Genomic DNA, 22,498 nt, shown 5'->3' on the forward strand with positions numbered 1-22,498 from the left:
AGTTATGCTAAAAAAATGGTTACCAAATTGGCTAAACGGCCTAATTGTAGGCTGCGTATTATTTACTAACCTTATAATTTTTGGCGTGTTGGTATTACTTTTAGGATTAGTGAAACTATTACTGCCTATTCATGCTGTTAATCGTTTATTACATAGCGCTTATCGGGGGTGGTGTAACGGTAACCGATTGGGTTTATGGCTAGGCTGCCCAGACATTAAAATTGATGTGAAAGGTGATTTAAACTCAAAAAGTTGGTACTTACTAATTTGTAACCATATGAGTTGGTTAGATATTACGGTGCTTAGTTCGATGCATGCGTTACCCGCGCCTAAGTTTTTTTTAAAAGACGATTTAAAATATGTGCCATTTATTGGCACAGGTGCGTGGGCGATGGGAATGCCATTTATGAAACGTGTAAGCAAAGCGCAAATAGCTCAAAACCCAAAGCTTAAAGGGTTAGACATAGAGCGTACCAAAAACAGCTGTCGTAACTTTCGTAACCATCCAACAACTATTATCAACTTTGTTGAAGGAACGCGTTATACCCCCGCTAAACACGCACAACAGCAAAGCCCGTTTAAGCATTTACTAAAGCCAAAAGCAGGCGGAATTGCATTTGCACTTGAGGTACTCGGAACCCAGTTTGATGCTATGTTAAATACCAGTTTGGTCTATAGCGGTAAGTCAGATCATGTGTGCCGCAACTTATTAAAAGGTGAGCTAGACTCTATTCACGTATCAATTGATGTAATGGCTATTACCGACACTATGTTAGGTAGTTACCAAACAGATGAAGCGTTCAAAGCTAACTTTCAACAATATGTGAACGACTTATGGGTTGCAAAAGATAAGCAATTGGCAGGTATTTATGCCCAGCAAGCTATGCCAGATGCACAAATTAGTAAGGAAGCCAAAACACTATGACCAACACCCATATACAAGAGCTAATTGCTCCTTGGTTTGAAAATGTCCCCGACGCTGCTTTTTTTAGTGCACTAACGGCTACCGCCATTGGCATTTGTTCGTTATTTGTTGTGTATTTATTTACTCGCAGGCTTATGCTGCCAGGTATTCAAAAGGTGGTTACTAAGTTATCGCCTGAGCGTATTGGCGCGCTTTCTCCAATGTTAACTAAGCTTAATAAGCGTATTGCTGGGCTACTGTGTTGTGTATTGTTTTTAGCCACCTTCGACAGTTTTTATCCGGTTGGTGAGTTAGCGGCTGAAATACTTAAAACCATAGGCCAAGCTTTATTAATTATTTATACCGGTTTTATTATCAGCAGCATTGTTAGTCTTGCGGCTGCTATTTATAACCAATTAGACTTTGCTCGAGAAGTCCCCATTCAGGGCCTTGTGCAAGTTGTAAAGCTAATTACCTTTATTGTTTGTGGCATTTTAATTGTTAGTATTGTGCTTGAAAAATCACCGACGTATATTCTTTCGGGTTTTGGTGCGATTGCCGCCGTCACTTTATTAGTATTTAAAGATACGATTTTAGGGTTTGTTGCCAGTATACAAATTGCGGCTAACCGGTTAGTTACTTATGGTGATTGGATACAAGTTGATAATTATGGCGCCGATGGTGAGGTAATAGACTTAGGTTTAAACACGGTAAAAGTACGTAACTGGGATAACACTATTACGACTATTCCTACGTACATGCTGGTGGCAGGCTCGTTTAAAAACTGGCGTGGTATGCAAGAGTCGGGTGGAAGGCGGATTAAGCGCTCACTCAATATTGATATGAACAGCATTTGCCTAGTAAACGACGAGTTTAGAGCGCAAATAGACGCCGCTATTCCGCTGCACGAGTATATTCGTGTATCGGCATTGCCAGAGCCTGTGTCTAATTTAGGGCTGTTTCGTCGTTATGCCGAAGGGTATTTAAAGCAGCATAGTAAAATAAACTCTTCGCTTACTTTAATGGTGCGGGAGCTGCAACCTTTAAACCACGGTTTACCTATTGAGTTTTACTGCTTTAGTGAAGATAAGCGCTGGATTTCTTACGAACATTTGCAAGCCGAAATAATGGATCACTTACTTGCCGTGCTGCCTATTTTTGGATTGCGCGCTTATCAAAGTGTGAGTGGGCAGTTAAGCCCACCAACCAATGCAGGGCAAACTGAAAAGCCCAGTATTAAAGTGCCCAATAATGCTGTGCAAGACCCACACTAATAAATAATATTAATAGCCACCAAATAGGTGGCTTTTTAAGTCGTAGCCATGCAAAAGCTACAACAACTAACCCAATATGTAACCAGCTGTGCACTGCCGATGTCCAAATAGGTGAGTATAAAGCTGCGGCCAAAAAGCCCACAACGGCGGCATTAAGTGCGGCAATTGAACTAGCAAAACGCGGTTTATTAGCCAAGTTAAGCCAGCTTTTTTGAAATGCTAACATCAATAAAAAGCCGGGTGCAAAAATTAATAACGTAGCAACCAGTGCGCCAAATAAAGGCTGCGCAGTATTAAGTTGTGCACCTAAATAAGTAGCAATAGTAAACATAGGGCCAGGGATTGCTTGAGCGCTGGCATAAGCACTTAAAAATTGGTCATCACTCAGCGCAGGTACACCAGCTTGCAGTACGGGTAATACAACGTGCCCACCACCAAACACCATAGCGCCTGCTTGGTAAAAAGGCGCAAATAATGCAAATTCTTTTCCAAGCGGGGCAAAGCTAATAGCCAGTAATAATGCAAATAAGCTCAGAGCAACCCAGTTAATATTACTTTTTGTGTCGGTATTCGTATTTTGATTTGCCTCGCCTAATTTTAATAAAGGCCATATAGCACCAATAGTTGCAGCAATAACTAAAACTGCAATTTGCGTGCTTAACACGGGCAGTAGAACAAGCGCTAAGGTGCTAAACAGTGCAAGTAACTTAAGTACCGCACTTGTGCAAAAGCTTTTAGCCATAGACAGTGTGGCATCAGCTACGATGACCACGGCAAATAATTTTAAGCCTGCAATAATCGCATAGTAAACGGCATCAAATTGGTGTGCACTAATGGCCAGTATCACCATAATTAAAAAAGATGGCAGCGTAAAACCAACAAATGCGGTAATACCACCTAATATCCCTGCGCGTTCAACGCCAATAGCAAAGCTCACTTGGCTCGAACCAGGCCCCGGCAACGCTTGGCTTAAACTAATTAATTGCGCGTATCGTGTGTTGGTGATCCAATTTAGTGTATCTACAAAGTGGCGCTTAAAATAGCCTAAGTGTGCCGCTGGGCCACCAAAGCTCATGCAGCCAAGTAAAAAAAACTGTCTAAAAATAGCAATTAGCATTGCGCTTTTATCCTTTTTGATTTCATTAAATTGTCACAAAGGAATGTGACATATTTATTAAAACTCAATTTTGTAGGGTTAATAACAAAATTATAAGGCGATTGTTACGCACTTCATAGTTTGTTCATACAGGTAATTTCATACTGTTGCTAAATTCTAAATGAATAGGACATCATCATGACATTATCAAAATCACTTTTAAGCGTTACAGTGGTAGCCGTATTACTTTCAGGTTGCGAAATGAATAACACCGGCAAAGGCGCGGCAATTGGTGCAGCTGCTGGTGGCGTGTTGGGTAAAGCAACAGGTAACCACAAAGACAAGCGTATATTTATTGGTGCTGCTATTGGCGCATTAGCAGGTGCAGCTGTAGGTGACTACATGGATAAGCAAGAAGAAGCGTTTCGTGATGAATTAGCCGGCTCGGGTGTTGAGGTGGTACGTGAAGGCGATAACTTGCGCTTAGTTATGCCATCTAATATTACGTTTGCAACCGACCAATCATACATTTCAACAGGGTTTAATGATACCCTAAACGCCATTGCTAAAGTTATGAACAAGTATGAGAAAACCTACCTAAGCGTAGAAGGGCATACAGATAGCACAGGGCAAGATAGCTACAACATGAACTTATCGCGCGAACGTGCTCAAAGTGTAAAGGCTTACTTAGCTAACCAAGACATTATGGCAGCACGCATTAGCACTAGCGGCTTTGGTGAAACACGCCCAATTGCCACTAACGATACTGCAAATGGCCGTGCTCAAAACCGCCGTGTAGAAATTCAAATAGTGCCAAACACAGAGGGTTAACGCCTAGCCTGTACGAATTTCAATCTGTTAAGACCCTAGTCTTTATTAAACTGTAATTCACACAGCTTTTGATACAACGGGTTGCTTGCTACTAATTCTTGGTGAGTGCCCGTTGCAATAATTTCGCCATTCTCCATAACTACAATCATATCTGCATGGATAACTGTTGCTAGCCTATGCGCAATTATAAGCGTGGTGCGATTTTGCATTAAGTGCTCAAGCGCGGCTTGAACGTGGTGCTCGCTTTGCGCATCAAGTGCGCTGGTAGCTTCATCAAGAAGGAGTATTTCAGGGTCTTTTAAAATAGCGCGTGCCAATACAATACGCTGCTTTTGACCACCCGATAACCTAACGCCTTGTTCGCCTAAAAAGCTGTTGTACCCTTGTGGTAATTGTTTAATAAATTCATCAGCATGGGCATGTTTTGCAGCAGCGTATACTTGTTCATCAGTGGCGTTTGGATTGCCGTAACGAATGTTATGCATTACATCTGAGCTAAATAAAATAGGGTTTTGTGCCACCATGCCCATTTTATCGCGCAGAGTGTTTAAAGAGAGCGACTTAATATCAATATCGTAAAATTTTATTGCGCCACTAGCTGGGTCGTAAAAGCGCTGTAGTAGCTCAAATAAGGTTGTTTTACCTGCGCCAGATGGGCCAACAATAGCGACTGTTTGACCTTGCGAAATGCTTAAGCTTATTTTGTTAAGTGCACTGACATCCGGGCGAGACGGATAATTAAAGCTGATATTTTCAAGCGAGATTGCAGGCAAAGTTGCGTTATTTTGTAGCTGAGCGTCTTGTGGGTTTTCTGGATTTTCAATTTCACTTTTAACGGCCAGTAATTCAAGTAAACGGGCAGCTGCACCTGCCGCTCTTTGCAATTCGCCGTACACTTCTGCAACCGTTGCCACCGACATTGCCACCATAATAGCGTAAAACACAAACGCACCCAGTTCACCCCCGGTCATAGTGCCTGCCAGTACATCACTGCCGCCAACCCAAAGCATTGCGCTAATGGCACTAAAGGTTAAAAATATTACAGCGGCAATTAAAAACGAGCGCTGTTTAATGCGGCTTTTGGCAACGTTGAAGGCTTTTTCGGTTTCAAGTGCAAAAGCATGTTGCTCTTGTGTTTCGTGGCTATAGCTTTGTACTACTTTAATATTTTGAATGATCTCGCCGGCATAGGTGCTTATATCGGCAATGGCGTCTTGACTCGAGCTTGCAAGTTTACGCACCTTTTTGCCAAATACCATCATTGGCACTAATACCAGTGGCACACACGCAACCACTACGAGCGTAAGCTTTAAGTTGGTAATTAATAACATTACCAAACCGCCAACCAGCATTAACGCACTACGCAGCGCCATAGAAAACGATGAGCCAATAATTGATTGCAGCAAAGTGGTGTCGGTTGTTAAACGCGACATAAGCTCGCCACTGCGGTTTTCTTCAAAGTAGCTTGGGTGCAAGGTAACAATGCGATTAAACACGGCTTTACGAATATCGTTACTGACTCGCTCGCCAATCCACGACATTAGATAAAATCGGCTAAAGGTGCCTACAGCCAATAAGCTAATTAAACCAATAAGTACCAATACAGCTTGTTGAAGTTGCGCTTGAGAGCCCGCAATAAAGCCATGATCTATAACAAACTTAACCCCTTGGCCTAACGATAAATTAACGCCAGCCGTTACTAATAAAGCGCCAAGGGCTGCTATAACCATCCATTTATAGGGTTTTATAAATGCAAAAATAGGCAATAAACTGCTAAAGGCAGCTTTTTCGGTTGCGGGGGTACTGTTTGGCATAGTGGATTCTTTTTATAAGTTGAGGTATAGATATGGCATCATTGGATTAAAAATCAATAGCTTTAAAAATCATCAATAAGGAATTGTTATGACAAGCAACATAGTAACAGGCCAATTTACGGTGGCATTAGCCCCACTAGATGGCTATGCCAAAGGACAAAACGGCATTAATTTAGGGCGTATGTCGATTGATAAAACATTTACAGGCAAGCTTAATGCTTCTAGCCAAGGTGAAATGTTAAGCGCTATGACACCTGTGCAAGGCAGTGCTGGTTATGTAGCAATAGAGCAAGTAATAGGCGAACTTGAAGGCAAAAAAGGCAGCTTTGTATTACAGCATTTTGGCACTATGGATAAAGGCCAAGACAGCCTAATTTTAACTGTAATTTCCGACTCAGGCACTGATGAGCTAGAAGGATTAGCCGGTAGTATGAAAATACGCATTGAAAACGGTGTACATTACTACGATTTTCAATACACGTTATAAGATACACAGGGATTTAAATGCAAAAAGTAATCGAATTTAGAAAGACCCGCTTTATGGGTGGGGTAAATATAGCGGCGCTGAATGAGCGCATACAGGAATTAAATCAAGATGGCTGGAAAGTAATTAGCGCAGTGCCAATAACCGGTTTTTATGGGCAAGTGCATGGTTATACATTATTTATTGAAATTGACGAGCTGTAAATGACTCTTTCTATGTGGTTAGGCCTAGTTGCTATTTGTATGATGGGCGCAATGTCGCCGGGTCCAAGCCTTGCGGTTGTATTAAAGCATTCGCTCAACGGCAGCATGAAAAACGGCATGCTAGCGGCGCTAAGTCATGGTATTGGAGTGGGACTATATGCGGGAGCCTCATTACTTGGCTTGGGTGCGTTAATGCTACAGTTTCCTACTGTGTATCAGGTGTTAGTGTATTTAGGCGCTGCCTATTTAGCTTACCTAGGAATTAAAATTTTATTGTCTAAACCCAACAATGATGAACTTAAAATACAAAATAGCGAAGTGAGTAGCATTAAAGCATTACAAGATGGGTTTGCCATTGCCTTTTTAAATCCCAAACTTGCTATTTTCTTTTTAGCCTTGTTTTCACAGTTTATTGATCCAGAAAATCTTACCTTAAGCATTGCAATGGTGATGTGTTTAACTGTATTTGTGATTGATACCGGTTGGTACTTACTTGTTGCCGCCCTAACAGAGCTTTCTAAAAACCGTTTTGGGTTTACTAAACACAATCCATGGTTAGACAAAGTACTGGGTTTTGTATTTGTTGCCTTAGCCATTAGGGTGGTAGTGAGTATTTAAGCTATTGCTAGCTAAATTGCTCAAAATAGCTGCAGCCTAAGCAGGCTATACTGCATACGTATTCATCACAAAATATTCACCTTTTGGTTACAATTTGTTGGTTGTGTTTTTACTGCACTGACACACCACACAAAACAATAACCAAAAGGCACACACATGCAAAAGTTTAAATTAAATGCGCTCATGCTGGCATTATTTGCCGCCAATAGTGCTATTGCAGCTACTGAAGAACCACCTGAAGAGACGAGCAAAACCGCTCAAGTTCAAACCGATGTAGAAGTGATTGAAGTGCGCGGCTTTAGTCGCAGCTTAATTCAATCGCTTAACCAAAAGCGATTTAGCGATACGGTGTCAGAACAAATTTCTGCTGATGACCTAGGCGCATTACCTGATATTTCAATGGCCGATGCACTGACTCGTTTACCGGGTATTTCAGCTGTGCGTACTGGTGGGCAGGCTGCACAAATTAATATACGCGGGCTGTCGGGCGGCTTTGTATTTTCAACACTTAACGGTCGTGAGCAGGTATCTACAAGTGGTAGCCGCAGTATTGAGTTTGACCAATACCCATCAGAATTAATTAGCTCTGCGGCGGTATATAAATCGCCAAAGGCATCGCTTATAGAAGGTGGTGTGGCAGGTACGGTAGAGCTTGAAACAGCCAGCCCACTCAATAATGATCAAAAGCATAAATTTGTAGCTAATGTGCGCGGTATGTATAACGACCGTGCATCTGAGGTATCGGATGCCACTGAGTTTGGTGACCGAATTAGCTTTTCGTATCAAGGTAAATATTTAGACGATACATTAGGTGTAGCACTGGGGTTTGCGCGTTTATTTCAGCCAAGTGTAGCAACACAGTTTATTGGCCTTGCATACAACGATAGAAAAGATGTTGATGGCGTACCAAACGACACAAATGGCCCCATAGATAGCCCAGAAAGTGAATACATTAGCGAAGGCTTTGAGCTACAGCATTTAGGCGGTGAAGAAACCCGTAATGGCTATTTAGCTGCCATAGAGTGGGCACCGGTAGATAATTTTAAATTAAAAGGTGACGCGTTTTTATCGCGCTTTGATAAAGAGTCATTTGCCCGTGGTTTTAGGGTTAAATTAGGTGGCCCATCTGCGGCATACGCAAATGCGCAACTTGATGGCAATGCTGTAATTGGTGCTGCGGTTAATCGTACTTCACAAAGTTATACCCGTGTTGAAATAGTGAATGACGACAACCAAGATTTTGACGAAGTAGACAGCTTTGGCGTTAATGCCGATTGGCAAGTAACCGATAGACTAAATGTTAATGCTGATGTAGCGCTTTCTCGCGCAAAAAGTAATTTTAGAAACGGTTTGTTGTGGAGCTTAGTAGCTGAAGATGCCAATGCAGAAACGCCAGTATTTGATAACAACGTTGCAATTAACTATCAGTTAAATGGGTTAAATTTACCTGACGTTGGGTTTAATCAGGCGGCCGCCTTTAGCGATATAGACCGTGTGATGGTCAGTAAATATGGTATTTACCCTGATCAAACAGAAGATGAAGTAACGGCATTTAGACTCGATTTTAAATACGAGTTAGAAGGCGATATTTTTAGCTCAGTAGAATTTGGTGCACGCTATTCAGATAGAGAATACAGCCGAAAGCGCTCGGTGTTTGAGTACGGTAACGACGGGGCATTTTCAACAACGCAGCCCCCTTTGCGTTTAACCGACGATATGGCATCAGTGGTTGATTGGCAGGGCGACTTTAGTTATTTCCCATCGTATTTAGCCATTGATTTAGATAAAGCACTTAATGCGTGGTTTCCAGATGGCACCCCAGAACCCGTTCAAACATGGGGCAACGCCGATGGCGTAGACGACGCGCAAGGTTACACAACGAACTATTCGTGGTCAGTGTTACAAAGCGGTTCGGTGTTTGAAGATGTGCTAGCCGCGTACGTGATGGTAAACATTAACACGCAAATTGCCGGCCTTGACCTATCAGGTAATGTGGGTGTGCGCCGTATCGAAACCGACCAATCAGCAACCGTACTTGAAAACGTAGCAGGCGATGCGCGCTTAGGTGCGCAAAATATTGTTGATGAGAACGGCATTGTTAATGACTTATACGCGCCTAATGTATTAGGCACTAAATATACAGATTACCTGCCTTCGCTAAATTTAAACCTGCAACTTAACGACAATTCACTTGTACGCTTTGCTGCGGCTAAAGTCATGTCGCGTGCACCAATTAACCGTTTAGCGGGCGATGCCAGCGCAAACGTAAGTGACGATGGTGTTATTAATGGTTCAAGTAATAACAACCCATTTTTAAAACCCTTTTATGCTGACCAGTACGACTTATCTTACGAATATTATTTTGAAGAAGGTAACGGCACTGTCGCTGCGGCGTTATTTTATAAAAATATAGACTCGTTTGTTGAAACGTTATCGATTGAGAACTTCGACTTTAAAGGTAATGGCTTTAATGTCCCTGATTCTATAGAAGATCCGGTCAGTGGTGAGCAAGTTGCTACAACAAACGGTATTTACACCACAGCAGTTAATAATGGCGAAGGTGGCTACATTAGAGGGCTAGAGCTTGCCTATACGCAAGTGTTTACCTTTTTACCAGAACCATTTAATGGCTTAGGCGCTAATGCAAGTTATTCATACACCGAAAGTGAAATTGAATCGATCACCAGTTTAGGGGGCGATACTCTCGTTCAATCTTTACCTGGGTTATCTAATAATGTGCTTAATGCTACGTTATTTTATGCTTTAGACGATTTTGAAACGCGCCTTAATGTACGCTACCGCGATGAGTTTGTATCAGAGCAGGTTGCCATTAACGAACAAGTGGTCAATTTTGATGCTGAAACAGTCATCGATTTTCAAACGTCTTATCGCTTTAGCGATTCACTCACCATGCTTTTGCAAGTTAATAACTTAACCGATGAACCAACCCAAAGTTACTTTGGCTCAGAGCAGCGAACAGGGACTACTCAGTACTTTGGTCGTCAGTTTTATCTTGGTTTTACATACAGTCATTAATTAGCAAACGGAGCGTTTAAAAATGAAAATTATAACAATGTCTAAATATTTGCTAATAGCCTTAGGGTTAATGATATTAGCAGGATGTGGTGGGACAAATAAGGTTGAATCGGGGCAGCAGCTTTTAACCTGTAATGTGCCACAAGTACCAAACGAAGCAGGCTCGCAATGTGTGGACCCTGAACCTATAACGTGTGCAGCGCCTACTGTACCGGATGAAAAAAACGAAAGCTGTGTAGTGGGCGCTGACCCAACCCTGCCTGATCCTATTGTATTTGCTGGTGAAGGTGAGGCGGTTTTATTTTATAACCGTTTAGCCGACGATAACTACGAAGGTTACCGATTACATTCGTGGAATAACGATGTGTGTGATGCTTACGCACCTCCGTTTGACACGAGCGATTGGGCTAACGGCCATGAATACGATGGGATTGACCCAAACTACGGTGCCTACTGGATAATTAATCTCAAAGAAGGATATAACGAGTGTGCTAACTTTATTGTGCACATTGGCACAGAAGGATCGGGTAAAGCGTTTGGTGATGTTGATTTAACCATGCCGCTTATGCAAGACGATGAAAAGTTTCAGCGTATGAACTTTACCATTCATGGTGAGCCTTCGGTGTTTGAATACCCTATTTTAAGCTTGGGCGAACGTCCGGTGGCGATAGATGGTGCATCAGCACATTGGATTGATTTAAATACAGTATTGTATAAGCCAAGTAATGAGCTTACACAAATCATTAAGTTACATTCTTCAGCAGCCGCTGACTTGGTGGTTGATTTAGACACTGGGCTAAATGGTGAAACCGTTGAGCTGACTGCAAGCGAGTTAACTGATGAGCAAGCTGCAAAAGTACCACATTTAACGGATTGGATTGCTTATGAAGGTAGTTGGGATGCAGACGCTGCAAAGCAGCTTATAAAGCAACAGCTTGTTGTTGCAGGCTACGATAGTGAAGGCAAGCTACTAGAAGCAACCTTTGTACAAACCGCTAAAGCACTCGATGCCCTTTACACACAAGGCGAAGACGATGCTAACGAGGCATTACTTGGCGTAAATTATGGCAATAACACGATTGATGTAACTGTGTGGGCACCCACCGCGAATAACATGGTGCTAAACGTGTTTGATGATGCAAAAACACAAGTGCACTCCACGCCAATGACATTAAATACGCAGACAGGTATTTGGCAAGTAAGTTTAGATACGCAATATGACCGCCATTACTATCGCTTTAATTTTGATGTTTACCACCCACTGACTCAGCAAATAGAGTCGCTATGGAGTACAGACCCTTACTCACTCAATGTATCTGCCAATGGCTTATACAGCCAGCTGATTAATTTAGCCGATGAAGACACTAAACCAGAAGGCTGGGATGAGCGTATCGTGCCTACTATTACTAACCCAGAAGATGCGGTTATTTATGAAGGCCATGTACGTGATTTTAGTGTGCGTGATCAGTCAGTAAGCGAAGCAAACCGTGGTAAATACCTTGCATTCACTGAACTTGAAAGCGTGCCAATGCAGCACCTTAAGCAATTAGCAGATAAGGGCTTAACACACTTTCATTTACTGCCAGTGACTGATATTGGCACCATTGAAGAAGATGCTTCACAGCGTGTGGAAATTACAGACACCTTAGGTAAATTATGTGAGCGTATTAACGATGAAGCCGATGCATGTAAAATCGAAGATAAAAACAGCACTATTGTCGATATTATGCAAAGTTACCTACCTGGCTCAGACGATGCACAAGCATTAGCCAGTGCGATGCGTGATTTAGACGGCTTTAACTGGGGTTATGACCCTCATCATTTTATTGCGCCTGAAGGCTCGTATGCATCAAGCAGCGATGGCATTGCTCGCGTAGTTGAGACACGCGCTATGGTGCAATCACTGCAAGAAGTAGGACTTCGTGTTGTACTGGATGTGGTTTATAACCATACAACATCATCGGGCATTTGGGATAAGTCGGTATTTGATAAACTAGTGCCGGGTTACTACCACCGCTATAGCGAAGTAAGTGGTGAAATAGAGCGCTCAACCTGTTGTGAAAACACAGCGACAGAGCATGTAATGATGGATAAGTTTGTTACTGATTCAATGGTTATTTTAGCGCGTGAATTTGGCTACGACAGTTTTAGATTTGATGTAATGGGGCATATGCCTAAATCATCAATATTAGCTGCGCGTGAAGCCGTGCAAGCCGTTGACCCTGACAACTATTTTTACGGTGAGGGCTGGGATTTTGGTGAAGTAGCCAACAATCGTTTATTCACACAAGCTAAACAAGCTGATATGGCAGGCTCAGAGGTAGGCACATTTAACGACCGTATTCGCGAAGCCGTGCGTGGTGGTGCAATGTTTAGCAATAACCCGACAGATGGCAACCTAGCCGAACAAGACACGTTACGGTTATCGCTGGCGGGCAACTTACAAAATTACATTTTAAAAGACTTTAAAGGTAATTCATCTAAAGGTAATAGCTTTACTTGGAACACTCAACCAACGGCGTATGCACTTGACCCTGCCGACAGCATTCATTACGTATCAAAACACGATAACGAAACGCTGTGGGATCAGTTGCAATACAAACATGCATCAAGCATGAGTATTGAGGAACGTGTGCGCGCGCACAATGTGGCATTGTCGATTCCACTTATGAGCCAAGGCATCCCATTTATGCAATTGGGCGCTGATTTACTGCGTTCTAAGTCAATGGACCGTGATAGCTATAATGCCGGTGATTGGTTTAATGCTGTTGATTTAACCAAAGAGAATAATAACTGGAACATTGGTTTACCAAACGCAGAGAAGAACCAAGAAAAATGGTCTGAAATTATGCCTATCTCTGCTAATGCAGATGCACAGGCAATGCCGCAAGACATAGCGTATGCAGGTGATGTATTTCAAGAATTCTTGGCTATCCGCAGCGCAAGCCCGTTATTTAGATTAACAACTGAACAAGATGTTATCGACCGTGTCGGATTTCACAATGTGGGTAAAAACCAGCAGCACGGCTTAATTGTAATGAGCATTGATGATGGTGAAGAACTCACAGACTTAGATCCAGCATTTGACGCGCTTGTAGTGGTGATTAACGCAACCGAGCAAACTCTTAGCCATACCATTGCCACTGCAGCGGGTTTTGAATTACATGACGTATTAAAAAACAGTGTTGATGCAAGCATGGCCAGCGCCAATTTTGCCGAAGGCGATAACGAAGGCACATTCACTGTACCTCCTTATACGTTAGCTGTTTTTACTAAAAACCAAGGTGAGAGCCAAGGTACTGGTTTAAGTGCAAATGCAACCGTAGGCGCACCTGATGTAGTACCTTATGGCAGCAACGCTGTGTTTGTTCGTGGTACGTTAAACGACTGGGGCACACGTGATGCATTTGAATATATTGGCGAAGGTGAATACCGTATAGCAATTGCACTCAGTGCTGGCGACTACGAATTTAAAATTGCCTCAGAAGATTGGTCTACGGTTGATTTTGGTGCGCTTTCTGATGCCGATAAAGACGTTGTAGAAAACCAAAGTGAGCCACTAACGCGCTCAGGTGCCAACATGACCTTTAATGCAGCCATTGATGCAACTTATGTATTTTCGCTTGATGCTTCAAACCCTGAAAACCCAACGCTTACTTTATTCAACGAAGAGCCATTTGTAGGCACCGCTATTTATGTGCGCGGTACGCTTAATGACTGGGGAGTAACCGATGAGCTGAGCTATCAAGGAGAAGGCATTTACACCTTTACTAAAACACTGAGCGCTGCAAGCTATGAATTTAAAGTAGCGTCAGAAGATTGGAGCACGGTTGATTACGGCTCTGGCGAGGGGGATGCAAGTGTGATGATAGGCACAGCAGAGCAGTTATCGGTTGCAGGCGCAAATATGACCTTAGATATTGCCGAGCAAGGTGAATACCAGTTTGTATTTGATGCCAGTGATTTAAATAATGTAACGCTCAAAGTACTTAACGCTGAAATGTTTGCACAAACACCGGTGTTTATTCGCGGCAGCTTAAATGGATGGGGAACAGACAACCCACTGATGTACGAGGGTAATGCGGTTTACTCTACATCCATAGAGTTAGAAGCGGGCGACTATGAATTTAAAGTAGCGTCTGAAGATTGGAGTACCGTTGATTATGGCGGAGCAGGTGATGCACCTGTAGCCACCATTGGTGAGCTTACTTCACTCGAAGCTATAGGTGCCAATATAGAACTGAGTATTACCGAACAAGGTACTTACACCTTTAAGGTAATAGGTCCAGATAGAGAAAATGTGAGCATACTTATAAACAAACAGTAGCAGTTATATTTTCCCAGACCTAAGCCGAGCATAATCCTGCTCGGCTTTTTTAATGCCTAATTAAAAGTATATTAAAAACGGGTGTTAACCCATGGTATTTGCGTTCCAATGTGAAAATACACTTTATGTAAAGTGAAGCAAGTTCAGAACTGAGGTTGAAGATATTTTTTGTTTAAAGGGAGATTATAAAAGGAAGTGTGACAATTTATTTCAATGTAAGAAGTTAAATTGCATTAAAGTTACTGTTCACGTAACTTGAGTATCTAAAGGCGTAAAAACGACCTTGTACAGGGTATACGCTCTCATTAAATTAAGGATAAACTTATGAATAACCACGTTTTAAAAAGTGCATCTTTCGACCCTAAAGTGCAGCAATACTGGATGCTAATGGCCGCTTTTTTTAGTGTGTTAGCACTCGTGACCATTCCGTTATTACCTATTGTTTTGGCGATTGTGTGGCTGGTGGGAGGGCGAATATTGGCGGCTATGTCAGCACAATTGCTCACGCAAAAACTCGTTGTAAAACGCGGGATATTTTTTAAAGAAGAAAAATCAATACCACTTGAAAAAATAACCGATGTAGGCCTAAGTCAAGGCCCAATAATGCGCATGTTTGGGCTGTATCGTTTAAGTTTTGAAACAGCAGGACAGTCTGGCCACGGTGCATTGGTGTCATTACTTGGTGTTGAAAATGCCAGTGAATTCAGAGAAGCCATACTTGAGCAAAAAAATAACTTAACCGCGAGCACACCAGCAAAATCATCAAATGAAGAAAGCCCGCAAAGCCAACTAGAGCTAATACGTGCACTTACCTATAGCGTAAAAAACATAGAAAACATGCTTGTTACGCTAATTGATGAGAAAAAATAGCTTTTGCTATACAAAAAAGCACTTAATAAGGGTCTTAAAAAATATGCTGAGATATGGACTGTTTTTATGTTTGTTGATTAATGCGGCGGCTATTAAGGCCGGTGGTATGCCTCCTTATTTTAATGAGGATATAGACACAGAATATAGAGCATTTCTAAAGCATGCTGGAGATATATTACCTAAAAGTGATTTACCACTAGCGTATCTGCCGTTATTTTATCCTTTTAGTTTTCTTGATATTCACCCAACTAAGTTTAAAAGTGATAAAGATAAACAAGCGTTTGCAAACTTTAATTTAGGTGTTTTGGGGCGCAATTTCTTAAATATTAATAAGACACAACTCTCCAAATTACCTAATGTTACGATATGTAAAAAACAAGCATGTAAGGAAGAAAGGTTAGGCTTAATTGACGACTTTTTAAGAGTAACGATGAATGAGCTTGTTAAATTAAATCAGTCAAAAGATCTAAATCTTATTCAGCAAACCGACATGTTTGTTTATCGAATAAATAATACATTTTTCACGCCAGCTCAACTTGTTACTTATTATCCTTCTAAGTATGCGGGATTTGTTCCTTCAGCTAATTATAAAGTTTTTAAGTTAGGTGAAAATGAAGAGCTAATGAAGTTATCAGCAGAAACTCAGCAAGTTAGGGAGTTAATGGATGCTTATAATGTTGCTGCTATCACTAAAAATGATGACAAAAGTATGAGCATAATTTTTGGAGGAGTGAGTGATAACCATTGGGGTGTTGTTGTTAATTACAGTTCAAGAATACCAACTCAGGGTGAGTATAACCACATGGGCTTAGAGTATGACATTATTGAAAAAATAACAGAAACGCGCTTTTATTTTCAAACAAATTAAGCCCAACTTGAATCAGTAGACTCGACGATTTTTATCGTCGAGTCTACTAGCTAAAGCCCTAATTATTTGGGTTTACCATAATTAAAAAGCTTCACACACTTGCGTTGCGTTACAAGTAATGACGGTGACGTTTTCATATCCTATACGTGTAATTGCTTCAGCACTTAATGTGGCGCGTGCGCCACTAGCGCAGTGCAGATAAATTGGGCGGGAAGCGTCTTTTTCTATTTCCATCAACTTCATTTCAAGTAAGCCACGCGGAATATTAATAGCGCCTACAGCAGGATTGGTGGCATGTTCTGCGGGTTCGCGCACATCAATAAGTAAGCCCTTGTTTTCGCTAATCTCTTGTTTTGCTTGCTCAGCGTCGATACGTCGTTGGTTAGGTGTAATAACTTTTAGTAAATCGGGGATAGAAGTAAGCATTATATTTATTCCTTAACGCCAAATTTGCGTAGTAGTGTAATCATAGGGCACCAGCTAGTGAAAGCCGATTGCATCAAGTTTAGGGCAATAAACACTGTAAAAAATACCCACCTAGGATCGTGATAGGTTTGTAATAAAATTGAGATCACAATCATTATGCCAGCGATCAGACGAAGCGCATTATTGAGTTTCATTATAGTCGGTCACTTATCCAGTTAAATACCTAATTACTATAATCGTATTTTATATATTAGTAAATCCTAATATTAGACTTTTCTAATGTAACAATTTATACTGCGATCACATTAGATTATTAGAGCTTTATATGAATATTGATTTTACTGCTATGGCGGGGAACGTTGAGCAAGCTGAGCAGCTATTAAAAATTTTAGCTAATAAAAATCGTTTAATGATTTTATGTTCGTTGCAAGATACCGAAATGAGCGTGACACAGCTTAATGAAGCGGTGCCGTTAGCGCAGTCGGCACTTTCTCAGCATTTGGCTGCCCTTAGAAAAACGAATATTGTTGCTACTCGCCGTGAGGGGCAAACTATTTATTACCGTGTGATTGATCAGAATGCTATTCATCTTTTAGGCACATTGTATGGTTTGTTTTGTAAGGGGTAGTGGTAATGAACATGATTGATAACGCAGTAAAAAGCAGTTTAACGGGTCGTATTCCGGTTATTATTTTTGTGTTATCAATTTTGTTTGGTCTGTTTGCTTTAAAACAAACGCCTCGCGAGGAAGAGCCGCAAATAGTGGTGCCTATGCTTGATATATATGTATCGGCTCCTAATGTAGAAGCGCCCGAAGTGACACGGTTGGTGACTCAGCCTCTTGAAAAGTTACTTTCCCAGCTCGGCGGTGTTGAACATATTTATTCAACCACACAAACTGGCGCTAGCGTGGTGACACTTAGGTTTGAGGTGGGGCATGATCGCGAACAAGCTATTTTAGATACCTACGCCAAGCTTAATAGTTACCAGCATACAATGCCTTCTGTTATTAAAAATTGGCAAATTCGGCCCATTGAGGTCGATGATGTTCCCATTGTTATGCTTGGGCTGTACAGCAAAGATCCACAACTCTATAGCGATTACGAATTAACACGATTTGCAAACGAAATTGCGAGTGCTTTACAACGTATTGAAAACACCAGCGAGGTAAAAGTGATTGCTGGGCGTAAACGCACGCTCACTATTAATTTAAACGCCAGCGCGTTGGCTGCTCACAAAACGACTATAAGCGATGTACTTTACGCATTAAGTGTATCTAATCAACTTACGCAACTAGGCAGTGTTGTAAATGGTCAGCAAAAAATAGCTTTGCAAGCGGGTGACGTTTTACGTAATAAGTCTGCAGTGGAGCAGCTTGTAGTGAATGTAGTAAACGGTAAGAGCGTTTACTTACTTGATATTGCAAGCGTGATTGACGGACCTAGCGAGAGCGAACATTACCAATGGCTTGCACAATCTTCTAATGCTCAACAGTTACCCATGGTCACATTAAGTGTGGCTAAGCAAACAGGCACGAATGCCGTGGCGGTGGCAAACCATGTTCATCAAATGATGGCCGAGTTATCACGCACGCTTTTACCGCCAGAAGTGAGCTACTCGGTATTAAGAGATTACGGACAAACCGCCAATGAAAAAGTAAATAATCTAACATCAAGCTTAGTATTTGCCGTATTTACGGTAGTGATATTTGTTGGGGTGTTTTTGGGCTGGCGACCCGCCATTGTTGTTGGGTTAGCGGTGCCTATTTGCTATGGCATTACACTGGCACTGGATTTTGCGTTTGGTTATACCATTAACCGAGTAACGTTATTTGCACTTATTTTATCGTTAGGTTTATTGGTAGATGACCCAATTACAGGCATTGATAATATAAGCCGTTTTTTAAATAAAAAAGGCAACAAAAAGCAGCAAATAGTTGGTGCAATGAGCGAAATTCGCGGTGCATTACTTATGTCTACGTTAACGATTATGGTGGCATTTATTCCGCTGGCATTTATTACCGGCATGATGGGGCCATACATGGCACCTATGGCATTTAACGTTCCAATCAGCGTGATGGTATCCACCATTGTGGCGTTTTTTGTAACGCCATGGCTTGCGATGAAGTTACTCAAGCCCAATACAGATACCCACACTAAAATTGAGCCCCAAATCAGTATTTATCGAACGTTATTAAGCCCACTGCTCGTCTCAAAGCAGCGCGCAAAATGGGTATTATGGGGCACATTAATTTTGTTTATTATTAGCGCCATGCTACCAATGATGCGTTTAGTGCCTTTAAAGCTATTACCGTTTGATAACAAAAATGAGCTACAAGTATTAATAGACATGCCAGAGGGCACAAATTTAGAACGAACCGCAGCCTTTACCAAGCAAGTGCAAACACTCACTTGGCAATTAAACGAAGTAAGTGAAATAGCAGCCTACGTTGGTAAGCCTTCAAGTATGGATTTTAATGCCATGGTACGTGGCTATTATCGCCGTGAAGCGACACATTTAGCAGAGCTAAGAGTCTTATTGATTGATAAGCCTGAGCGTGAGCATCAATCACATGCTGTGGTTATGCGCTTACGTAAACAGCTCGCACCTTTAGCAAAACACGGCATAGTAATAAAAGTTGTTGAAGTGCCTCCTGGTCCGCCCGTATTAAGTACTTTAGTTGCTGAGGTTTACCGAGATGATTTTGTTGATCAGCAAACTCATTACCAAGCAGCTAAACAATTAGCTGAACGTTTAAAGCAAGAGCCACACGTAGTCGAAGTGGATACTTCTATGGTTGCACCTTCACCTTTACAGCGTTTTGTAACCGATAAGAGCAAAGCGGCAATCAGTGCAGTTTCTACTCAAAATATTGCTCAATCGTTAAGTGTTGCAACACAAGGTGAAACCATCGGTGTACTTTACGTAAGCTCTGAAACTGAGCCTGTTGATATTAAATTACAGTTACCATACAGCGAACGTAATCAAATTTCGCAATTACTTGCACTGCAAGTCAGAGGTGATAGAGATTTAGCTAAAACCAGTAATGAATTTGGCTTACAAAGTGCACCTAGGCCATTAGTGTCGCTTTCAGAATTAGGTGAATTTACGCAACATCAGGTTGCTGACATTCGGGTTCGTAAAGATCAACGTGATGTAATTTATGTTATGGCTGAGCTAAACGGTCGAACGCCAGCAGAGATTATTGCAGACGTAAATGCTGACTTTAACGCCGAGCCTAACTATTTTGAAAAAACACCGTGGATAAACCGCCACTTTTTTAACAATGGCGGTACTGCACCATGGCAATTACCTAAAGGTACGTATGCCAACTTTAGTGGTGAGGGGGAGTGGCGTATTACCATAGATGTGTTTAGGGATATGGGAATTGCATTTGCCTTTGCGCTTAGTGCCATCTTTATTATTTTACGTGTTCAAACACAATCTGCGAGTTTGTCACTAATTATTATGTCGGCTATTCCGCTCACGGTCATAGGTATTATGCCAGGTTTCTGGTTATTAAATCAGTTTGGAGAACGTGCTATAGCTGGCGCTCCTGAGCCAGTATTATTTACCGCCACAGCAATGATTGGGATGATTGCCCTTGCTGGTATTGTGGTTCGTAATTCGCTCATTTTAGTCGAATTTATTAATCAAGCCCGAGGCCAAGGTATGGCTATAAAAGATGCGCTGGTTGCTGCTGGAACAGTGCGCATGCGCCCTGTATTACTAACCGCAGGCACGACTTTATTGGGTAACTTAGTAATCACACTTGACCCGGTATTCAGCGGGCTCGCGATTGCGATAATTTTTGGTATTGTGGCGTCTACTGTATTTTCGTTATTTGTAGTGCCACTTGTTTATTATTTAGTGTTTGCAAGTTCAGAGGGTGAAGCGCATGCAGGGTAAATCAAAACTAATCGGCGCCTTGATCGCTTTATTGGTAATTATTATGGCTGTGCTTTACATGGCAGGCAGCTTTTCTGACCAGCAAACTGCTGGTTTAAAAGAATCACAACAAAGTAATTATCAGGGTGAGCGCGTCACCATTTCGCTGCAAAGCATCACCGGTATTGAGCAGGTACCGGGTAGTGTAATTGCTAAACAAAATACGCAAATTTCATCAAATGTTATGGCGCAGGTTGAGCAGCTAAAAGTACGAGCGGGCGATAAGGTCACTAAAGGCGATTTACTTATTACCCTCAAACAAGATGATTTTAAAGCGGCGTTAGCACAAAGCGACGCGAATATTAACGCGGTGAAAGCATCGTTGACGCAAGCTCAAAAGCAATTAGTTAGAGTGAGTGATTTAAATGCGAAGGGGTTGGTGCCTGTTAGTGAAATGGATGATGCTAAGGCTAAATTTGATAATCTCACTGCTAATTTAGCCGCAGCTCAGCAGCAGCAAGCACAAGCAAAAGTGGCGCTAAATTATACTCAAATTATAGCGCCTATTTCGGGGGTTGTGGTTGAGCGTTTAACCGAGCCCGGCGACACCGCAACACCGGGCAAGCCACTTATTACTGTGTATAACCCATTGCAATTACAGCTTGAATTTAATGTGCGTGAACAACAAGCTGTAAAATTAAAACTTGGAGATAGCTTAAATGTGGTTCTTCCATCTTTGTCAATAACAACACCTGCCGTAGTAAGCGAGATAGTCCCTGTTGCCGACAGTAGCGCGCGTAGCTTGCTTATTCGCCTAGACACGAATACACAATTAGGGTTAATTCCTGGGCTTTACGCACAGTTGCAGTTACCTACAAAAAGCGCTCAAGGTATTTTAATTGAGCCAAGCTGGGTACATGAATTTGGGCAATTAAACATGGTGTATGTACTAGAAAACGAAACGCCAGTTAAACGTTTCGTAAGGTTAGGTACAATGGTTAATAACAAGCACCATGTAATTGCTGGCCTTAAAGAGGGTGATGTACTCGCTATTGATTATTCCCCCTTGCACGGTATTAAATAAAACTGGCTATTTCATCAATCGATTTTTTATCTAGGGCGTGCATTGGTACTGTTGCATGCTCATCCGGATAGCCTGCAATTAATAGCATATAAGGGCGCTCGTTATCTTTATCGCGGCCACAAATGTCTGTTAAAAAGCTCATAGGTTTTGGGGTGTGAGTAAGTGTTGCAAGGCCTGCTCGGTGCAGAGCTTGTATTAAAAACCCCGTTGCTAACCCAACAGACTCATGCACATAGTAATTTGTATTTTTATCGTCAGTACTCACGCCGCCCTTTTTTTGACTAAACACAGCAATAAGCCAAGGTGCATGTTCTAAGTAGGGTTTGTTCGCGTCAGTCCCTAATGGTTTTAATGCATCCAGCCACTCCTCGCCTGCTCGCCCTTCGTAAAAAGAGCGCTCTAGCTTTTCAGCCGCGTCGCGTATTTGTTTTTTTACATCGCTACTGTTAATAGCCACAAAATGCCAAGGCTGGTGGTTTGCACCACTAGGTGCTGTACCCGCTGCTTTTATACAGGTTTCGATAATCTCTTTTGGCACTGGGCGGTCACTAAAACTGCGAATGCTATGGCGGCGCTGGCTTGTTTGTAAAAATTCATTTGCACGGGCTAACATTTCATCGTGTGAGTATTCTATAAAATCGGTCAATGGCTGGTTTTTATGTTCTTGCATGGCTTTTCGCTTCTTGTAAGTTGTGTGTGCTTTTTATACCGAGAGGCTCACTTCTTAGCAAGTGTTATTAGAGTGTGTTGTTTATTTATTGTTACAAAGTTGGCC

The 22,498-nt window shown here is 41.8% G+C and carries 18 protein-coding genes; 13 read left to right on the top strand and 5 right to left on the bottom strand.

Features of this window, described 5'->3' with window-relative positions:
• The first annotated feature begins 4 nt into the window (after window positions 1–4).
• Together ATS72_RS12420 and ATS72_RS12425 are read left to right on the top strand one after the other, a co-directional pair.
• Entirely contained in the window at window positions 5–925 is a 921-nt protein-coding gene (locus tag ATS72_RS12420; protein ID WP_010557733.1) for an acetyltransferase, read from the top strand.
• Complete coding sequence (locus ATS72_RS12425; RefSeq protein WP_058430131.1) at window positions 922–2,178, top strand: mechanosensitive ion channel family protein; 1,257 nt, start codon at window positions 922–924, stop codon at window positions 2,176–2,178. Before ATS72_RS12420 ends, ATS72_RS12425 begins: the two co-directional genes overlap by 4 nt.
• Here the strand turns inward: ATS72_RS12425 and chrA are convergent.
• The gene (gene chrA / locus ATS72_RS12430) at window positions 2,141–3,295 is read right to left on the bottom strand and encodes a chromate efflux transporter (RefSeq protein WP_058430132.1); all 1,155 of its coding nucleotides are present in this window, start codon (window positions 3,293–3,295) and stop codon (window positions 2,141–2,143) included. The two genes, ATS72_RS12425 and chrA, sit on opposite strands and share 38 nt — an antisense overlap.
• A gap of 177 nt (window positions 3,296–3,472) precedes the next feature.
• Between chrA and ATS72_RS12435 the strand changes: the two genes are divergently transcribed.
• Complete coding sequence (locus ATS72_RS12435) at window positions 3,473–4,105, top strand: OmpA family protein (protein WP_008129859.1); 633 nt, start codon at window positions 3,473–3,475, stop codon at window positions 4,103–4,105.
• Window positions 4,106–4,140: 35 nt separating this feature from the next.
• Here the strand turns inward: ATS72_RS12435 and ATS72_RS12440 are convergent, their stop codons facing one another.
• Window positions 4,141–5,919, bottom strand: coding sequence for an ABC transporter transmembrane domain-containing protein (locus tag ATS72_RS12440; protein ID WP_058430133.1), 1,779 nt, complete (start codon window positions 5,917–5,919; stop codon window positions 4,141–4,143).
• A gap of 88 nt (window positions 5,920–6,007) precedes the next feature.
• On the opposite strand from ATS72_RS12440, the gene ATS72_RS12445 reads away from it, so the two are divergent.
• The 7 genes from ATS72_RS12445 (at window position 6,008) to ATS72_RS12475 (ending at window position 16,325) form a co-directional block, all read left to right on the top strand.
• Window positions 6,008–6,406 (top strand): DUF3224 domain-containing protein, encoded by a 399-nt coding sequence (locus ATS72_RS12445; RefSeq protein WP_006794216.1) that lies wholly within the window; start codon window positions 6,008–6,010, stop codon window positions 6,404–6,406.
• A 17-nt stretch (window positions 6,407–6,423) separates the two neighbouring features.
• Window positions 6,424–6,606 (top strand): hypothetical protein, encoded by a 183-nt coding sequence (locus tag ATS72_RS12450; RefSeq protein WP_058430134.1) that lies wholly within the window; start codon window positions 6,424–6,426, stop codon window positions 6,604–6,606.
• Entirely contained in the window at window positions 6,607–7,224 is a 618-nt protein-coding gene (locus tag ATS72_RS12455) for a LysE family translocator (RefSeq protein ID WP_058403591.1), read from the top strand.
• 156 nt (window positions 7,225–7,380) lie between these two features.
• Window positions 7,381–10,260, top strand: coding sequence for a TonB-dependent receptor (locus ATS72_RS12460; RefSeq protein ID WP_058430135.1), 2,880 nt, complete (start codon window positions 7,381–7,383; stop codon window positions 10,258–10,260).
• 22 nt (window positions 10,261–10,282) lie between these two features.
• On the top strand, window positions 10,283–14,587 hold the full coding sequence (locus tag ATS72_RS12465; protein WP_058430136.1) for an alpha-1,6-glucosidase domain-containing protein: 4,305 nt from the start codon (window positions 10,283–10,285) through the stop codon (window positions 14,585–14,587).
• A gap of 324 nt (window positions 14,588–14,911) precedes the next feature.
• Window positions 14,912–15,457, top strand: a complete 546-nt coding sequence (locus ATS72_RS12470) for a PH domain-containing protein (protein ID WP_058430137.1) — start codon at window positions 14,912–14,914, stop codon at window positions 15,455–15,457.
• 43 nt (window positions 15,458–15,500) lie between these two features.
• A complete protein-coding gene (locus tag ATS72_RS12475; protein WP_235591568.1) occupies window positions 15,501–16,325 on the top strand; it encodes a hypothetical protein in 825 nt (274 codons plus the stop codon).
• Window positions 16,326–16,406: 81 nt separating this feature from the next.
• On the opposite strand, the gene ATS72_RS12480 is transcribed toward ATS72_RS12475, so the two are convergent.
• Together ATS72_RS12480 and ATS72_RS12485 are read right to left on the bottom strand one after the other, a co-directional pair.
• Window positions 16,407–16,751 (bottom strand): rhodanese-like domain-containing protein, encoded by a 345-nt coding sequence (locus ATS72_RS12480; protein ID WP_039038386.1) that lies wholly within the window; start codon window positions 16,749–16,751, stop codon window positions 16,407–16,409.
• Between the two features lie 5 nt (window positions 16,752–16,756).
• Window positions 16,757–16,945, bottom strand: a complete 189-nt coding sequence (locus ATS72_RS12485; RefSeq protein ID WP_058433110.1) for a YgaP family membrane protein — start codon at window positions 16,943–16,945, stop codon at window positions 16,757–16,759.
• Between the two features lie 131 nt (window positions 16,946–17,076).
• On the opposite strand from ATS72_RS12485, the gene ATS72_RS12490 reads away from it, so the two are divergent.
• The 3 genes from ATS72_RS12490 to ATS72_RS12500 are packed head-to-tail and all read left to right on the top strand — an operon-like array spanning window position 17,077 to window position 21,723.
• Complete coding sequence (locus ATS72_RS12490) at window positions 17,077–17,379, top strand: ArsR/SmtB family transcription factor (RefSeq protein ID WP_006794225.1); 303 nt, start codon at window positions 17,077–17,079, stop codon at window positions 17,377–17,379.
• Between the two features lie 5 nt (window positions 17,380–17,384).
• Window positions 17,385–20,660, top strand: coding sequence for an efflux RND transporter permease subunit (locus tag ATS72_RS12495; RefSeq protein WP_058430139.1), 3,276 nt, complete (start codon window positions 17,385–17,387; stop codon window positions 20,658–20,660).
• Window positions 20,650–21,723, top strand: a complete 1,074-nt coding sequence (locus tag ATS72_RS12500; protein WP_058430140.1) for an efflux RND transporter periplasmic adaptor subunit — start codon at window positions 20,650–20,652, stop codon at window positions 21,721–21,723. The genes ATS72_RS12495 and ATS72_RS12500 overlap by 11 nt, the downstream gene beginning before the upstream one ends.
• Here ATS72_RS12500 and ATS72_RS12505 read toward each other — a convergent pair.
• Window positions 21,716–22,393 (bottom strand): nitroreductase family protein, encoded by a 678-nt coding sequence (locus ATS72_RS12505; protein ID WP_008130030.1) that lies wholly within the window; start codon window positions 22,391–22,393, stop codon window positions 21,716–21,718. The genes ATS72_RS12500 and ATS72_RS12505 overlap by 8 nt on opposite strands.
• Window positions 22,394–22,498 lie beyond the last annotated feature (105 nt).

This window comes from Pseudoalteromonas sp. 13-15, assembly GCF_001468205.2.
GTDB lineage: Bacteria > Pseudomonadota > Gammaproteobacteria > Enterobacterales > Alteromonadaceae > Pseudoalteromonas > Pseudoalteromonas marina.

Coding starts and splice junctions, on each gene's coding strand:
- chrA (WP_058430132.1), bottom strand. CDS start 3,295: ATGCTAATTGCTATTTTTAGACAGTTTTTTTTACTTGGCTGCATGAGC.
- ATS72_RS12420 (WP_010557733.1), top strand. CDS start 5: ATGCTAAAAAAATGGTTACCAAATTGGCTAAACGGCCTAATTGTAGGC.
- ATS72_RS12485 (WP_058433110.1), bottom strand. CDS start 16,945: ATGAAACTCAATAATGCGCTTCGTCTGATCGCTGGCATAATGATTGTG.
- ATS72_RS12505 (WP_008130030.1), bottom strand. CDS start 22,393: ATGCAAGAACATAAAAACCAGCCATTGACCGATTTTATAGAATACTCA.
- ATS72_RS12465 (WP_058430136.1), top strand. CDS start 10,283: ATGAAAATTATAACAATGTCTAAATATTTGCTAATAGCCTTAGGGTTA.
- ATS72_RS12470 (WP_058430137.1), top strand. CDS start 14,912: ATGAATAACCACGTTTTAAAAAGTGCATCTTTCGACCCTAAAGTGCAG.
- ATS72_RS12495 (WP_058430139.1), top strand. CDS start 17,385: ATGAACATGATTGATAACGCAGTAAAAAGCAGTTTAACGGGTCGTATT.
- ATS72_RS12480 (WP_039038386.1), bottom strand. CDS start 16,751: ATGCTTACTTCTATCCCCGATTTACTAAAAGTTATTACACCTAACCAA.
- ATS72_RS12475 (WP_235591568.1), top strand. CDS start 15,501: ATGCTGAGATATGGACTGTTTTTATGTTTGTTGATTAATGCGGCGGCT.
- ATS72_RS12500 (WP_058430140.1), top strand. CDS start 20,650: ATGCAGGGTAAATCAAAACTAATCGGCGCCTTGATCGCTTTATTGGTA.
- ATS72_RS12455 (WP_058403591.1), top strand. CDS start 6,607: ATGACTCTTTCTATGTGGTTAGGCCTAGTTGCTATTTGTATGATGGGC.
- ATS72_RS12460 (WP_058430135.1), top strand. CDS start 7,381: ATGCAAAAGTTTAAATTAAATGCGCTCATGCTGGCATTATTTGCCGCC.
- ATS72_RS12435 (WP_008129859.1), top strand. CDS start 3,473: ATGACATTATCAAAATCACTTTTAAGCGTTACAGTGGTAGCCGTATTA.
- ATS72_RS12425 (WP_058430131.1), top strand. CDS start 922: ATGACCAACACCCATATACAAGAGCTAATTGCTCCTTGGTTTGAAAAT.
- ATS72_RS12450 (WP_058430134.1), top strand. CDS start 6,424: ATGCAAAAAGTAATCGAATTTAGAAAGACCCGCTTTATGGGTGGGGTA.
- ATS72_RS12445 (WP_006794216.1), top strand. CDS start 6,008: ATGACAAGCAACATAGTAACAGGCCAATTTACGGTGGCATTAGCCCCA.
- ATS72_RS12490 (WP_006794225.1), top strand. CDS start 17,077: ATGAATATTGATTTTACTGCTATGGCGGGGAACGTTGAGCAAGCTGAG.
- ATS72_RS12440 (WP_058430133.1), bottom strand. CDS start 5,919: ATGCCAAACAGTACCCCCGCAACCGAAAAAGCTGCCTTTAGCAGTTTA.